13 protein-coding genes are annotated in these 14,560 nt (G+C 66.0%); 6 read left to right on the top strand and 7 right to left on the bottom strand.

The annotated features are described in order from the left end of the window. Positions 1–3 precede the first annotated feature (3 nt). A complete protein-coding gene (locus RMP10_RS06080) occupies positions 4–2,685 on the bottom strand; it encodes a DEAD/DEAH box helicase (protein ID WP_310569479.1) in 2,682 nt (893 codons plus the stop codon). A gap of 66 nt (positions 2,686–2,751) precedes the next feature. Between RMP10_RS06080 and RMP10_RS06085 the strand changes: the two genes are divergently transcribed. Beyond that, on the top strand, positions 2,752–3,354 hold the full coding sequence (locus RMP10_RS06085) for a DNA-3-methyladenine glycosylase I (protein ID WP_310569480.1): 603 nt from the start codon (positions 2,752–2,754) through the stop codon (positions 3,352–3,354). Positions 3,355–3,392: 38 nt separating this feature from the next. Continuing rightward, positions 3,393–4,208, top strand: coding sequence for a hypothetical protein (locus RMP10_RS06090; protein ID WP_310569481.1), 816 nt, complete (start codon positions 3,393–3,395; stop codon positions 4,206–4,208). A gap of 12 nt (positions 4,209–4,220) precedes the next feature. Here RMP10_RS06090 and RMP10_RS06095 read toward each other — a convergent pair whose 3' ends face one another. The 3 genes from RMP10_RS06095 to RMP10_RS06105 form a co-directional block, all read right to left on the bottom strand. Further along, complete coding sequence (locus tag RMP10_RS06095) at positions 4,221–5,201, bottom strand: hypothetical protein (RefSeq protein WP_310569482.1); 981 nt, start codon at positions 5,199–5,201, stop codon at positions 4,221–4,223. Between the two features lie 291 nt (positions 5,202–5,492). Beyond that, entirely contained in the window at positions 5,493–6,572 is a 1,080-nt protein-coding gene (locus RMP10_RS06100; protein ID WP_310569483.1) for an ATP-dependent 6-phosphofructokinase, read from the bottom strand. Positions 6,573–6,634: 62 nt separating this feature from the next. Continuing rightward, positions 6,635–6,868, bottom strand: a complete 234-nt coding sequence (locus RMP10_RS06105) for a hypothetical protein (protein WP_310569484.1) — start codon at positions 6,866–6,868, stop codon at positions 6,635–6,637. A gap of 222 nt (positions 6,869–7,090) precedes the next feature. Between RMP10_RS06105 and RMP10_RS06110 the strand changes: the two genes are divergently transcribed. Further along, positions 7,091–7,546: a GspH/FimT family pseudopilin gene (locus tag RMP10_RS06110; protein ID WP_310569485.1), complete on the top strand. Its 456-nt coding sequence runs from the start codon at positions 7,091–7,093 to the stop codon at positions 7,544–7,546. A gap of 49 nt (positions 7,547–7,595) precedes the next feature. Here the strand turns inward: RMP10_RS06110 and RMP10_RS06115 are convergent, their stop codons facing one another. After that, positions 7,596–8,756 (bottom strand): DEAD/DEAH box helicase, encoded by a 1,161-nt coding sequence (locus tag RMP10_RS06115; RefSeq protein WP_171227460.1) that lies wholly within the window; start codon positions 8,754–8,756, stop codon positions 7,596–7,598. Positions 8,757–8,797: 41 nt separating this feature from the next. After that, positions 8,798–9,925: a hypothetical protein gene (locus RMP10_RS06120; RefSeq protein WP_310569486.1), complete on the bottom strand. Its 1,128-nt coding sequence runs from the start codon at positions 9,923–9,925 to the stop codon at positions 8,798–8,800. A gap of 261 nt (positions 9,926–10,186) precedes the next feature. Here RMP10_RS06120 and RMP10_RS06125 point away from each other — a divergent pair, with 261 nt between their 5' ends. The 3 genes from RMP10_RS06125 (at position 10,187) to RMP10_RS06135 (ending at position 11,943) form a co-directional block, all read left to right on the top strand. Then, positions 10,187–10,582, top strand: a complete 396-nt coding sequence (locus RMP10_RS06125; RefSeq protein ID WP_310569487.1) for a hypothetical protein — start codon at positions 10,187–10,189, stop codon at positions 10,580–10,582. A 154-nt stretch (positions 10,583–10,736) separates the two neighbouring features. Beyond that, positions 10,737–11,591 carry an alpha/beta hydrolase gene (locus RMP10_RS06130; protein ID WP_310569488.1) on the top strand — a complete coding sequence of 285 codons (855 nt, stop codon included), beginning with the start codon at positions 10,737–10,739 and terminating at the stop codon, positions 11,589–11,591. 49 nt (positions 11,592–11,640) lie between these two features. Beyond that, the gene (locus RMP10_RS06135) at positions 11,641–11,943 is read left to right on the top strand and encodes a hypothetical protein (protein ID WP_309669371.1); all 303 of its coding nucleotides are present in this window, start codon (positions 11,641–11,643) and stop codon (positions 11,941–11,943) included. 241 nt (positions 11,944–12,184) lie between these two features. Here RMP10_RS06135 and RMP10_RS06140 read toward each other — a convergent pair whose 3' ends face one another. After that, a complete protein-coding gene (locus tag RMP10_RS06140; protein WP_310569489.1) occupies positions 12,185–14,560 on the bottom strand; it encodes a protein kinase in 2,376 nt (791 codons plus the stop codon).

Raw genomic sequence — 14,560 nt, forward strand, 5'->3', positions numbered from 1 at the left:
CGGTCAGCGTCGCCGTCGCCCCTTCCCAGGGTGACGATGCCCGCCGGGTCCGCTCTTACCGCCACCACGCTCACCTCCGCGAGCGCCTCCGCGAGCGTCTCCGCGACCGCGGTCGTGGCCTTTCCGCTCGACCTTCGGCTCCGTCGTGCGGGTGCGTTCATCATCGGTGAATGGCAAGTCGAGCTTGTGCTGCAAGTCGGCGAGCGTATCAGCCCGCACCGACCCGCGCTGCCCGCGCGGCACCACGAAGCGCACCGGACGATCGAGTGACGGCACCTCCTCCTGCACCATCGTGCGCGCCACCTTCTCCGGCACCCGCAGCCGCACCACAGGCACCAGACGTCCGTCGTGCTCCTCCACGTCATAGTCCATCGGCACCGTGCGATCGCGGATCTCGACGGCCCCCGGCATGGCGCGCGCCTCGGCCACCTGCTCGTGACTCACGAAATCCCGCCGATCAATCAGCATCGGGATATTCCGGATCGACTCCCAGTTCGTGGCCGTGCCCATCTGCTGTTCGTACCACGCGGTGAGCTCCGCCTGCCCGAGACGCGGAGTGACCCCGCCCAGGCGCCGCCACACTTCGCGGATCTCCTCGACCACTGGCTGATTCCGGCGCACCGAGGCGTGCCGCAATTCATTGCGCGCCGCCGCTTCGGCCAACAGATGTCGCGCGGCCTGCGCGTGCTCTGGTGGGAATTCGTCCAGTCCTTCACTCTCGCGCGCGAGTTCGAATCCGAAGTAGGTGAGCCGTCGGCGCAACAACACCGGCGACTGCTTACGGTCAGGATCGAGGGCCAGCTCCGGCAAATGACGCTGCGCGTACTGCTTGATCAGTTCGATCGAGAGCTGCGTGCCCTCGATGCTGGCCCGCGGCACACCGAAGCGATCGGCGAAGTAGCGTAGCGGGCCCGCCACCGCGCCCCAGCTGCCGCACACGCTCGTTTTCGACACGCGCGCTTCCTGACCATCCGTGGTTTGCTCCTCGATCACGAGATCGAACGGCATGAAACGCGCGAGCAGATCGCCGAAGCGTCGCTGTACGTCATGACGCACCAGGGGCAGCGTGGTCGGCAACGGCATGCCGACCGAGCGATAGACGCTGGCCATCGCGAGCGCGGCATCTTCCAGCGACTTCACCAGCACACCGCGCTGCTCGGCCCAGTGCGCGATCCGCTCGGCGTCGAACATGTGCCGCGACAGCCCGTACACTTCCCCGATGTAGCCGGCCGCACGGAAGCCATCGGCGTAGACGTTGTACGCCGTGAGATGATCGCTGCCGCGCACCACCAACCCTTCCAGATCGCGCCCTTCACGCGTCATGCGATGCAGCGAGTCGATGCCGCTCATCACCGCCAGCATCGGCAGCAGTTCGTCATCGCCGTTCACGATGAGCTCACCCCAGGCGCGCTCCACCGGCAACGCTTCCACGGCCTTGCCGTACGCGGTCAGTCGGCCGTTTTCGATCAGTCCACGCGACTCGAGATGCGCGATCGCCTTGCGATACGCCACGCGATCGAGCGGCACCGGCAAGTCGAGCGCGTCCGCCTGCACGCCTAGGTCGGCGCAGGTGAGGGCCACGCGCTCGGAGTCACCCGCCAACTGGAAGTCCGGCGCCGTGGGCTTGAGCGTCTCGAACCGGATGTCACGATCGCTCAGAATGAACACGCGACCATTGGCCACGCGGCCATGCACGCGCCCGGCCATCTGCAGGATCTCGTTCGACCCGAGGTGCACACGCGTAAGCACGTTCCTTCCACGGTCGATCACGTTGGTGAACCGCGTATCGTCGATGATCACCGTGTCGAGCCCAGGCACATTCAATGCGCTCTGCCCGGCCGCCGTCATCGCGAGAAAGAACGGTTTCGGTACCACGCCCTCGAGGAATGGACGGATCACGCGAATCGGCTCGCCGCCGTGATAGTGCGCCGCCGTAATGCGCGGATAGCGTAGGCGCACCCACTCGGCCGCTTCCTCGACCGACGCGCGAGTGGGCAGGAAGATCGCCACGCCGCGCTCCGAGCGGGACACTTTCTGCAGGAACTTGTCGTCAAGAAAATTCAGCGGCTGCTTACGCTCGACTTCGACTTTTGCGGCCTTGGTGGCATCGAACGCCGACACCTGCAGCACATCGGCGCTCTCGAGATAGCGCGCATAGAACGTCGGGTCGACCGTCGCCGACAACCAGATAAAGCGGCACCCCACGCGCTTGCCGAGGGCGAGACACAGTTCGAGCTCCGCGCTCGTCTGGTGAATCTCATCGACGACCAGCGTGTCGGTCGGCTGGATGTCGCCATCCTGAAACCATCGGCGCGCGATGCCGGTCGTGATCACCACTACGTTCCACGACGGCGTCTCCGGCGTCGCTTCCCGTTCGCGGTTCACCACGCCCGCTTTCAGCGCGGTCGTGCCAAGAATCGTTTCGGCGATGGGACGAATCGCCAGCGTCTTCCCGGTGCCCGTGCCGGCCACGATGCCAAACCCCTGCCCACTCGACGCCAGGCGCCGCAGGTCATCCCCGCGCGTACGCTCGAGGAACGTGTCGAGGTGCAAGCCGACCGCGAGTTCGATCGTCTCGCATGCCGCACGGGTCGGTGCGATGACGATGACGCGCCCGGTCGGCGGCTTGGCCGCGACAAAGGCGTCGCGGTCGGGGGGTAGGTAACGATCTCGAGGAGTGCGCACCTGTGAAATCTACTGCGGATTCGGCTTGCATTGGATCAATCAGGCGCGCGCCGCTAAATTTGAGTGATGAGCACTCCGGTTCGCTGTACCTGGCCCGTCAAGGCACTGGACGTGGCGTATCACGATACGGAGTGGGGCGTACCGGTACATGACGACCGCACGCTGTTCGAGTTCATCACGCTCGAGGGGGCGCAGGCGGGACTGAGCTGGTCCACCGTGCTCGCCAAGCGCGCACACTATCGCGCCGCCTTTCAGCAGTGGGATGTCAGCGCCATTGCCGGGTTCGCACCGGCTCAGGTCGACACACTGATGCAGAACGCGGGGCTGGTGCGACATCGCCAGAAGCTGGTGAGTACCATCGGCAACGCCCGCGCCTTCCTCGCCATACAGGACGCGTTCGGGAGCTTCGACGCGTACCTCTGGCGCTTTGTTGACGGCACACCGATCGATCAGCGGCTCACAGCGTCGAGCCAGATGCCCACGCAGACCGCCATCTCCGATGCGATCTCCAAGGATCTCAAAGCGCGCGGATTTCGCTTCGTGGGCACCACCATCTGCTATGCGTACCTGCAGGCCGTCGGGCTGGTGAACGACCATCTGGTCTCGTGCTTTCGGCACGACGAGGTCGCCCGCGACCAGAACGCCCACCATCGACTCGACGCTCGCTGATGTGGCGCGACGGCCTGTTCCGGTCGGGTGTTCCCACCATGATCGCCGGGATCTGCTTCCTCGCCCTGGCGTATGTCGGCGTCGTGCGTCGCGAACGACTGGCCGTGTATTGGGCGGCTGCCTGGGCGCTGCTGGTCGCGCGCTATGTGTGGAGCAGCGTGTGGGGCCTTCCGTATCCGTCACCGTGGATCGGGACGGCAGCCGCCATGCTGCGGGTGGGCTTCGCCATGACGATCCTGGCTGGCACCGTTGCACTGCGCGGCGATCGTTTCCGTGTGTGGCTCATTCCGGCTGTCGCCATCGGCGTGCCGTTAGCCACGGGGGTGCTCGGCTCCGTGATGCGCTCTGGCGATCAGAATCGCCTCAATCTCAGCGTGATGCTGTTGCTGTTGCTGATCGCCGCGTGGCGATTGGCCACGGCCAGTGCGTTGCCTCGCTTCGAGCGCGCTGCGTCATCCATCTCGCTCGCCGTGTACGGGCTGGCGTCGTTCACGGCATCGCAGCTCCCCGATGGCGGCGCCGCGCTGGGCCGGGTGACGATGCTGGCATGGGCGTCGCAGCTGCTGGTTGGGATCAGCATTCTCGCCACCTTCTTCCGGCTCTCGTACGACGCCGAACTGGCGGCACGGCGCACCGTTGAGCAGCGGCTCACGCAGGCCCTCAGCGGCTTCGTGCACATCTGCATGCACTGCAAAGCCGTTCGCGGCGAGCAGGATGCCTCGTGGCAGAAGCTGGAGACGTTCGTGGCCGAACGCACACAGGCCGTACTTTCGCACGGCCTGTGTCGTGATTGCGCTGAAGAGTACTTTCCCGACGAGACGAGCGGTCATTCGCCCGCGGTTGCCGGCGCATAAGCGGCCGAGCGCTTACCGCTGAATCAGCTTCACCCGCTGGCCGTTCTTGAAGATCTCGATGCGGTCGGCGCGTCCGTCGCGGTTCACGTCGGTCCAGACCTGCAGCAGTTCGTTGCTCTGATCAAGAAAGATCGCGCGCCACGGCACGCCGCCCCGTCCCTGATCAGGCACGCGCACGGTGAATTCGTTGGTACCGAGCCACTGCATGATGTCGCTGCTGGGCCGACCCTGCAGCACATCCGTCACCGAGCGCATGGGCGGCAGGACCTGCGGATAGGCGCGAGACGCGTACTCCGGCAGATCATCGCACCGACCATCCTTATCGAGATCGTTGCACACCGGCGGGCCATAGCGTTGGTCGTCGCACCAGCCGTCGCCGTCGCGATCGAGACACGTCGCCGAGCCGTATCCCGGTGGCCGGACGCCCGGCGCCTGCGCGAAGTAGCGCGGATCGTTCACCGCGCCCGGCACCACCACGCCGCCCGGCGTGATGTACCCGCCGTATGACCCTGTGGGCCCCTGCGGTGACACCGCGCTCCCCGGATACGACGAAGCCGGCGAAGAATTCGCCGGCTGATCACCGTGGAGCTGCGCGTCCGTAATTTTTTTCGCTTCCCAGGCGTCCCTCGCCCGCGGATCCGCCTGAGAGAGATCAGGCGGAATCAGCGGAGCGCCCTTCTTGTCGGTGGGTTTCGCGAACCCCTTGATCGGCAGATCCGGCTTCTTCCCCTTCGCCGCATCCTCACCGTAGATCACGCGCCCGTTCGCCGGCTTGTTCCGCACGGCACTGGCACAGTCGGTCGGCGCCGGCTGCTGCGCGGCCGGGACCCCTTCGACCCACACACGGCACATGCCAGCCGGCGGCCGATAGTCCTTGGGAATATCCGTTTTATCGTTTCTCTCGCTGCGACCCTGCGCGCTCGCGCGCTCCGCACCAAGCGTCAGGCTCAGTACGGCGGTCGTCGCCAGAATGCGCCAATTCATCTGAAACATGCCTTCCTCCTGCAGGACATCGCGCGCCGTCCACCACGGAGAGCATACGGACGTCCCGATGTCTTTCTAGGGCAGGGTCCATGCCACGACGGACCCGACCGTCGGCTGGCGCACTGCTGCGGTGTAAGTATCGGCACCACGGTACCCTACGGACAGGGGGAGGGATCGTGAGGTAACAGGCAGCGTCCGTAGGAGGGGACACTCACTGTCTTAAAAACAGTAAGGGGTATGGAGTACGGGGTATGGAGTGCGTGTTTCCCTACCCCCTACTCCCGACTCCCTACTTCGCTGTTAATCCCCAAACGAAATACCCATCATTCGGGCGGCCTGCACCACGTCATGGGCCGGGTCGACGCGCTTCGTTTCCTTGAGCACGTCGGCGATCGGGATGGTGACCAGGTGCGGCGACTGTAGCGCGACCATGTGACCCCAGCGCTTGTCGGCCACGGCCTGCACGGCTGCGGCGCCGAAGCGGGTGGCCAGCAGTCGATCGTAGCCGGTGGGTGATCCACCGCGTTGCAGATGTCCCAGCACCATGGAGCGGGTTTCCTTGCCCGTAATGCGCTGAATGTCGTACCCCATGCGTTCAGCGATCCCGCCCAGACGACGATCCTGCCCCGGTAGCGACGCGCCGATGATCGACTCCATACCACCCTTGGGCTTCGAGCCTTCGGCGACCACCACGATGCTGAAGCGCCGACCGGCCGCGTCCCGGTCCATGATCTTCTCACAGACTTTCTGAATCTCCCACTCGATTTCGGGAATCAGAATGACGTCGGCGGTCCCTGCCACTCCGGCGTGCAGCGCGATGAATCCGGCGTCACGCCCCATGACTTCCAGCACCATGACGCGATCGTGCGACTCCGCCGTCGTGTGCAGCTTGTCGATCGCTTCCATGGCCGTATTCACCGCGGTGTCGAAGCCGAACGTCGTCACCGTGCCGGGCACGTCATTGTCGATCGTCTTCGGCACGCTGATCACGCGCATGCCCTTGGCCGCCAGCTGCGCCGCAATCTTCAACGAGCCATCGCCGCCGATCGAGATGATCGCTTCGATGCCGAGATTGCGGGCATTCTCCACGAGCTCATCGGAGCGATCGACATTCTTCCACGTTCCGTCGGGCTGCAGAATCGGATACGCAAACGGGCTGCCGCGATTGGTCGTCTTGATGATCGTGCCGCCCTGATTGGCGATGCCGCGCACCGTCTCCTCGGTGAGAGGGACGATTTCGTCTTCGCCAAGGAGCCCGGCGTAGCCGCGCTTGATGCCAAGCACGTCCCAGCCGCGGGTTCGGGCGGAGAGCACTGCCGCCCGGATGACGGCGTTGAGTCCCGGAGCGTCGCCGCCGCCGGTGGAAATCGCTATCCGCATGTCAGAAGAGATGGATCGAGTGGTTGGGAGTGATCGCGATAATCTATCGCGTCATCACGCATTCAGGGCGTCGGGAATGCGGGTGCGCGCATCTGAACCCCGGCACCGGCAGCCAGTTGGCGCACGATGGTGTCTTGAGACGCGAGCACACCGCGCAGCGAGTCGATCTGCGCCTGCAGCATGGAATTCTCCTCGCGAAGCTCGCCCACGAGCGTACCGAGGTCCATCACCGCCTGTCCCGAATTCAGTTCGCTGGCCGGGCTGGGGATGCCGCCGCCGGCGGTGGCCGCAGGCAATGGCCGTGGTCGCAGACAGACTCGTGAGCGCGATGGCGATCAGGGTCGCGACCCGGCGAGGCCCGGCCAACCGGTCAGCGTTGCGAAGCGCATGGCGGCGTAGTTCGGATGACACCGTTCGACAACCTCGGAGTGATCGTGTGATCCAGCGCGACGAGCAACGCGATGCTTCACGATATCGTCGCCGCGCCTCATCCACGACACCCTGCGCCCATGTTACCGATGCACCTTTCGCGCCGCACCGACGGCCTGCGCCAACGTCGACGCGGCGCGACGCTGGTCGAGCAGCTGTGGCTGCTCGTGCTCACTGGCGCCCTCGCCGCGCTCGCGATCACGTCGGGGGGCAAGCTGTTCGCGGCCCTCGATGTGGCGATGGCTGCCCAGGAAACTGTCGACCTGCTCGCACTGGCGCGTGATCACGCCATTGCCACCGGCGGCCGGACTGCGGTGCGCTTCGATGTGACCGGCACGCGTGTCGTCGTGCACGCGGGCCGCGACACCATCGCCGTGGGCGACTTCCATGGCAGCGGACTCACGCTCGAGGCCACGCGCGACTCGCTCAGCTATGCGCCATCAGGATTGGGCGTGGGGGCCGCGAATCTGCGACTCGTTCTTAAGCGAAGCGCCCGAGCCGACACCATTACGGTGTCGCGTCTCGGGCGCGTGCAACGACGATAGCAACGGCCGACGCAACCGCCGACGCAACCGCCGACGCAACCGCCTCGAATCAGGTGCCGAAGTCGAAGCCCGGCACGCTCACGCGCGGAATTTCCTGACCGATGGTCCGCTCGATCGTGCGCACCATGCCGATGTCTTCGGCCGCCATGAAGGTGTAGGCATCGCCGGTGCTGGCGGCGCGGCCAGTACGGCCGATCCGGTGCACGTAGTCTTCCGGCTGCTGCGGTACGTCATAGTTGATCACGTGCGTGATGCCGGAGATGTCGAGACCCCGCTGCGCGATGTCGGTGGCCACCAACACGCGCAACTTGCCCGACTTGAAGTCTTCGAGCGCCGCCATGCGTTCGCGCTGGGACTTGTCGGCATGCATCGCGCCCGCCTTCACGCCGGCCTTCTCGAGATCCTGCACCACGCGATCGGCGCCGCTCTTCGTGCGCGTGAACACCAGCACCGAGTCGTGCGCCTTCTTCGTGAGCAGATGCACGAGCAGATCATTCTTGAGATGACGCGGTACCGGGTACACCGCGTGCGTCACCGTGGTCGCGGCCGACGAACGCCGACCGACCTGCACCACGACGGGCTTGCGGAGATACTTGCGCGCGAGCGCCTCGACCTCGGGCGGCATGGTGGCGCTGAACAGCAGCGTCTGCCGGTAGCGCGGGACCTGTTCGACGATGCGATTGAGCTGCGGCGCAAAGCCCATGTCGAGCATGCGGTCCGCTTCGTCGAGTACCAACGTCTCGAGATACGAGAAGTCGACGTTGCGTTTCTCGAGATGGTCCAGCAAGCGTCCCGGCGTGGCGACGACCACGTCGACGCCGGCGCGCAGCGCGCGTTCCTGCGGCTCGTAGCCGACGCCGCCGAACACGGGGATGACGTCTACCGGCGCGTACTTGGAATACTTGCGGACACTCTCCTCCACTTGGAGACAGAGCTCGCGGGTGGGGGTGAGCACGAGGACGCGCGTCCGACGCGGTCCGCCCAGCAGTCGATGCACCATCGGCAGCGTGAAGCTGGCGGTCTTGCCGGTGCCCGTCTGGGCGAGGCCGATCAGATCGCGACCTTTCAGCGCGAGCGGAATGGCATCGCGCTGAATGGGCGTGGGACGCTCGTAGCCGGCATCGGAGAGCGCGGCGAGCAAGGGTTGGGCGAGGCCCAGATCGGCGAACGTTGTGTCGTCGATCAGCGTGTCAGGGTCGATTGCAGTCATGTGTTGACCGGAAAGCTAATCGGTCGGGCCGTACGGGAAGCCTAGAGCAGCTCGATCTCTCGACCGCTCAGCTGGGCGATCAAGGCAAGCCGAAAGGTGACGTCGGCGGAAAAGGCCGAGTCGGTGGGCTCGCCGAAGGTCGGATCGGAGAGCGGAAGGAGCGGCCACGACCACACGGGCACGCGCTCCGGCATCACGACCGAGCGCGGCGGGGTCCACACGTGCTTGCGGTCGCGGTCGTCCAACAGGCGATCGAGCAGCTTGCACCACCCATCGTGCTTCTTGAGAAAGCCGATGCGGGCCATGACCTCGAGCCAGCCCAGCGACGAGGCCATATCGGCATCCATCGCGTTGCGGGTGGGCAGCAGGTCGCCCAGCACCAGATGCGGCTGTTCGAGAAGATGCGGCCCCACCTGCTGCACCGGCTGCTGGCGCGGCCACGGCTGCGTGAGATAGGTGTACAGCCGATCCATGAACTCGTAGTGCTCGCTGCGGAAATGGGGCATGTAGCCCAGCATCACCAGCAGGTGAAACGATGGGGCCGTGACCTCGGCCGGGAGCACATGCTGGTTGCCCAGACGGATCCACGGCTTCTGTGCCAACGGTGACTTGAGGAACGTCATGACCCGATCCACCAATCGTCGGGCTGCCCCGCGGAGCCGCGGATCGCTCTCATACCCCGCCTGCGCCAGCGCCGCAGCCGCCCCCTCGCGCAACAACAATCGCCCACGCTTGATCAGATCGTCGTCCCACTCCTTCGGCATCATCTCGGCCAGAAACGACGGATCATCGTCCTCGGCCAACAGACGGAACAGGAGCCGCTTGGTCGAGCTTAACGCCGGGCTCTCGGGGTCCCACCCAAGCTCCAGCAGCCGACGGTAGGCCGGAATCGTACCGATGCCTTCCAGGGACAACCCAGCAGGCACGGTGAGCATGCCCCCGGGCCACTGTCCGTCCCCATCCTGCATGAGCAGCAGGTGCCATCCCTGCCGGCTCGCATAGGGAAGTGTCGCCCACCCCGCTTCAGCGGCCGCTTTCGGCCAGAAGGCCTTCGTGGCGCGGAACTGTACCGACGGTGACGCGGTACGGAGCAACCGACTCATGGGAACCGTGACCGGTCCCGGCGGCGGCGGGGGCGCCGGCATCGGCTGGTACAGCGAGAGGCGCACGTCCGGAGGGACCGGCTGCGAATCAGGCAAAGGTAGCGGCGATATCGAGGGCGGAAGCGTCACAATTCTGCAATTGTACCCCTCAGCCGACGTTCCGCCAGAGGTCGAGGGACGAACAGCACCGTTCATAAGGCGATCTCATCTATAATCTTCTCTTTTGTCTTAACGCTTCTGCCAGCTCGAACGTCTACCCTGTGAGGTACGTCAGCGGCGTGACCGCGCCGTGGACGGTGCCGAACGACCCACCGAGCCCCCCTTCTCATGAAGAACACGATCCGCATGTTCGTTGCTGCGGCTGCCCTCGCGATCGCTGTACCCGCCTATGCCCAGGGCGGCGGTGGTGGCGGTGGCGGTGGCATGCAGATGTCGCCCGCCGAGCGCATGGCTCGCCAGAAGGAACAGCTGTTCAAGGACATCACGCTCACGGCCGCGCAGTCGGCCAAGGTCGACACGATCATGATGCAGGCCGCCGCGAAGCAACAGGAAGCGATGGCGGCCGCGCGCAGCGGTGGTGGCGATATGGCCGCCATGCGCGAGTCGATGCAGAAGATGAACGCGGAACGCAACGAGGCGCTGAAGGCCGCGCTGACCGACGACCAGAAGAAGAAGTTCGACGAGAACGTCGCGGCCATACCGCAGCGCCGCGGCGGTCTCTGACCGACACCGCAGGATGTGGGACCAAGCGGGGGGTGCCAGTCGGCATCCCCCGCTTTTCGTCGTCCCGCGGCGGAATCGCTTGTTCCGCGACGCCGTGCAGTCGAGATTGACTGCGGCTCATGTCTGCTCTCTCCGCCTCCCCTAGCCAGCGCTGATGCGCGGCGAGTTCGTCGATCTGGGGGGCGTACGCCTCTACTGCTATGCATTCGGCGAGCGCGGCGTCGGTGAGCCGATCGTCCTGATCCACGGCGCTTTCACGTCGTCGCACTTGTGGCAGGATGTCCTGCCACGGTTGCCCAAGGGACATCGCGTGCTGGTGCTGGATCTGCTCGGACACGGCCGAAGCGACCCGCCCGGTACGCACCCCATGACGGTCGCCGGTCACGCCACGCGCGTCGCCGCGTTGCTCGACGTGCTTGGCGTACGACGGGCCTCCCTCGTGGGCCACGGGATGGGTGCCGCCATCGCGGCCGTGGTGGCGCACGAACACCCGGAGCGCGTGGCGCACCTCCTGCTCGTGAACCCCACGATGATCGGCTGTCAGTCCGGCGACGTGGCCTTGAGTCGCCGTGTCGCGCGTCTGGTGCCCTTCCTCCCGCTCTGGCGTCGCCTGTCGCCGGGCTGGCTGGCCTCGGCGCTCCACTCCGCGCTACTTCCCTGCTACGCCCATCGCGACGTTGGCGCGCGGTCGCTCGATCTCTACCTCAAAAGCTTCCGGACCCGCGACGGACGTGGTTCGGCCATCGCCCAGCTGTCGGCTCTCGCCGCCTCACGCGGCGATACCACCGCCGCCCTCGCGCCCGGCGCGATCACCTGCCCCGTGCTGCTCGCCACCGCGACTGCCGATCCGTTCGTACCTACGGTCCGCGCCGTCCGACTCGGCGAAGCACTCCGTCTCGCGGCACCGAACGGGGTCGAGCTCCGCGAACTCCCCGGCGTTGCCCACGTGGCCCCCGAAGAAGCACCCGACCGACTCGGTGCCCTCGTGGCGGAACTCCTGACCCGCTGAATTGTCAGAGAGTGCTCCGCGTCACGTCCCTTCCACCCGCCCGTTTCTCATGACAGATCGCCTCGCCACCATGCGCGTCATGGCTGCCAAGCAGCCGACGAATCCCCTCGCCCGCTTCGGTCTCGCCAACGAGCTGCTCAAGGCCGGCCTGCTGGACGAAGCTGAGGTGGAGCTGGCCGCGTATCTCGCGCTGCACGACGATGAAGGCAACGGCTGGCTGCGATACGCCGATACCCTGCACGCCCTCGGCAAACAGGACGCCGCCCGCGCGGCCTGCGACAAAGGCACTGAGGCCGCGACACGGCACGGACACGCGACGCTGGTCTCGGAATTCGAAGAGCGGGAGTACTGAACCGCGCGGATTTCGCGGATTCAGTAGACAGTGTTCAGAACTCTGGCGTCAGACGTTGTATAGCGGTCAGAATTCAGCAAAAGCAGTCCACAGTACCGAGGCGTTTGGTTCAGTGTTGAGTACGCACGCTGCCTCCGACGGCACTCCATCAAACGCCTCGCGACTGTGGACTGTCGTTGCTCGACTCCGAACACTATATGAAGTCTGACGCCAGAACTCTGAACACAGATCACTTAGCAGTTTACAGTTTCCGCATCTCGTCCGCCGCGCTGATCACGTGCCCCAGGTCTCTCGACAGCGCTCTCGCTTCCTGCGTCGCATTCGTGACATCGTTGATCGCCGCGCCCACACCCATCGTGCGCAGCTTCACGATATCGAGGCGCAACGAGCGCAGCGCCATCGACGCGCTGTCGAGTTGCCGTTGCATCGTTTCGCGGCGCGCCACGAGTTCCTGCAACGACGACAGCTGCCGCGTGAGCAGCGTGAGTCGACGTTCGCGATCCGGCGCCTGCTCCGGCTCGGCCTGCACGGAGGCGACGCGCGACTCGAGTTGTGTGAGCGCATCCTTTGGTAGATCGCGCTGCAACCGTTCGAGTCCACCGGCGAGCGCACTGATGCGTTCGAGTAGCGCATCAGCCGTGGGCTCCACATCCGGCACCAACGACTTGTCGGCGTCCGAGAGTTTCGCCGTGACGTCCTTGATGGTCACTCGATCGTCCACCGCGTTGCGCAGCAACTCACCGTACGCCGACGCCAGCAACTGATCGCCGGCGACGAGCGCGAGCTGCTCACGCATCTTTACCTCATACGGGCGATCGTCCGACGACGCGGCAATCGCCTGCCACGAGCCGTTCCACGCGTCACCCGCCGACACACCGAGCCGACGCAGGCGCATGAAATCGCGAGCCAGCATCTGCGCGCTGGCCAGCGCCGCAAGTCCGGCACCAACCATCGGAATGATCAACGGCCTGAGATCCAACGAGGCGCCGATCACGAGGCTGCCAAGCGAAACGGCGGCCGCCCCCATCAACCACTTCGCGTGCTTCACGAACGCGCGCGACGCGTCGGCAATGCGCGCCGGCTTGCTACGCGGATCGCTGTCCGGCTTCGGCGCCGACTCGCCCCCGAAGATGCGTCCCAGCGTGATCCCACGTCGACGCAATCGGATGTACCGGCCGAGCACGCCCAAGCCCATGCCCATCGATGGGAAAATGGCCCACGGAAAAGCTGGGCTGGTCGACGCGTTGATGACGCCGAGGAACACAATCATGCCCGCCGTCCAGAGCATCTGCCCCTTGAAGCGCTCGATCACGTCTTCGTCGCTACGCCACGCACTGGTCGCATCGCCGTATTGATCGTTCCACTGCGACTGCACGTCGCGTCGCTGCTGGCGCACCGCGACGCGCCAATCCTGCATCGCTTCCTTTGAGGCGCGATTCCACTCGCGCACCTGTTCGCGCGGTGCGCCGGGCGGCAGCGGCGGCAGCGCGGGCATGGGCGGCAACGCGCCCGGCGCGGGATACGATCGAGGGGCGGGCGCCGGAGCCAGCACGTTGCGCGGCGCCCAATCTTCCGATCGATGCCCATAGCGTGCGTCTTCGCGAAGTTCCGGCGTGCGGGCGCCCGGTGTCCCGGTGTAGCGCACTGGAGCCGGCGCCGGCGGGTACAGCGGGGCCGGCGCGGGCGGCGCGTAGGCGCGGTGCGCGCCCGTGTGCAACGAGCCGTCGCGCTGCGCTTTGCGCAGGGCATCGCGCAGCTGCAGCGCGTTATCCCATCGGTCCTGCGGACGCTTGGCCAGGCACCGCTCGAGAATCTCCACCAGCGCGTGCGGGGCATCCGGACGCACTACGCGAATCGGCATCGGCGTTTCGCTCACGTGCTTCATGAGCATGGCCGGTGTGGTCGTCGCCTCGAACGGCAAGCGTCCCGCCAGCATCAGATACCCGACGACGCCGAGCGAATAGATGTCGCTGCGACCATCGATCTCGCGATCGCCGGTCGCCTGCTCGGGACTCATGAACGCCGGCGTACCCACGGCAATGCCCGTCTGCGTGAGGCGTGAGCCACTTTCGGCCGCTCGGGCTATGCCGAAGTCGGTGACCATCCCGCGGCCGGAATCTTTGTCGATCAGCACGTTGTCCGGCTTCACATCACGATGCACGACGCCGCAGGCGTGCGCGTAGGCCAGCGCGTCGGCCACCTGCTCCAGCATCTGCGCGATGTACTCGAAACTCGGCCGCGGGTCGCGCACGATGCGCGCCGCCAGGCTCTCACCCTTCACCAGCGCCATCGCGAAGCACACGAGGCCGCCTTCCTCGTGCACCGCATAGATCGGCACGATGTGCGGATGATTGAGCCGCGCCGCCGTCTGGGCTTCGCGCACGAAGCGCTCGCGCACGTCACCGCGAAACGCGAGCTCCGGCGGCAGCACCTTGAGCGCGACGGGCCGTTGCAGGCGGACGTCTTCGGCGGCATACACCACCGCCATGCCACCGCGACCGACTTCCTGCTCGATAAGATACAGGTCGCCGACCGCGGCGGTCACGCGGTCGCGCAGCAGATTCGATTCGGCCTGTGTTTCGGCCGCCTTCATGGCCGCGCGCTGACCGTCAGGCAT

Origin of the sequence: Gemmatimonas sp. (assembly GCF_031426495.1) — a bacterium.
GTDB lineage: Bacteria > Gemmatimonadota > Gemmatimonadetes > Gemmatimonadales > Gemmatimonadaceae > Gemmatimonas.

Coding starts and splice junctions, on each gene's coding strand:
- RMP10_RS06140 (WP_310569489.1), bottom strand. CDS start 14,560: ATGCCTGACGGTCAGCGCGCGGCCATGAAGGCGGCCGAAACACAGGCC.
- RMP10_RS06115 (WP_171227460.1), bottom strand. CDS start 8,756: ATGACTGCAATCGACCCTGACACGCTGATCGACGACACAACGTTCGCC.
- RMP10_RS06100 (WP_310569483.1), bottom strand. CDS start 6,572: ATGCGGATAGCGATTTCCACCGGCGGCGGCGACGCTCCGGGACTCAAC.
- RMP10_RS06110 (WP_310569485.1), top strand. CDS start 7,091: ATGCACCTTTCGCGCCGCACCGACGGCCTGCGCCAACGTCGACGCGGC.
- RMP10_RS06095 (WP_310569482.1), bottom strand. CDS start 5,201: ATGTTTCAGATGAATTGGCGCATTCTGGCGACGACCGCCGTACTGAGC.
- RMP10_RS06090 (WP_310569481.1), top strand. CDS start 3,393: ATGATCGCCGGGATCTGCTTCCTCGCCCTGGCGTATGTCGGCGTCGTG.
- RMP10_RS06125 (WP_310569487.1), top strand. CDS start 10,187: ATGAAGAACACGATCCGCATGTTCGTTGCTGCGGCTGCCCTCGCGATC.
- RMP10_RS06130 (WP_310569488.1), top strand. CDS start 10,737: ATGCGCGGCGAGTTCGTCGATCTGGGGGGCGTACGCCTCTACTGCTAT.
- RMP10_RS06085 (WP_310569480.1), top strand. CDS start 2,752: ATGAGCACTCCGGTTCGCTGTACCTGGCCCGTCAAGGCACTGGACGTG.
- RMP10_RS06135 (WP_309669371.1), top strand. CDS start 11,641: ATGACAGATCGCCTCGCCACCATGCGCGTCATGGCTGCCAAGCAGCCG.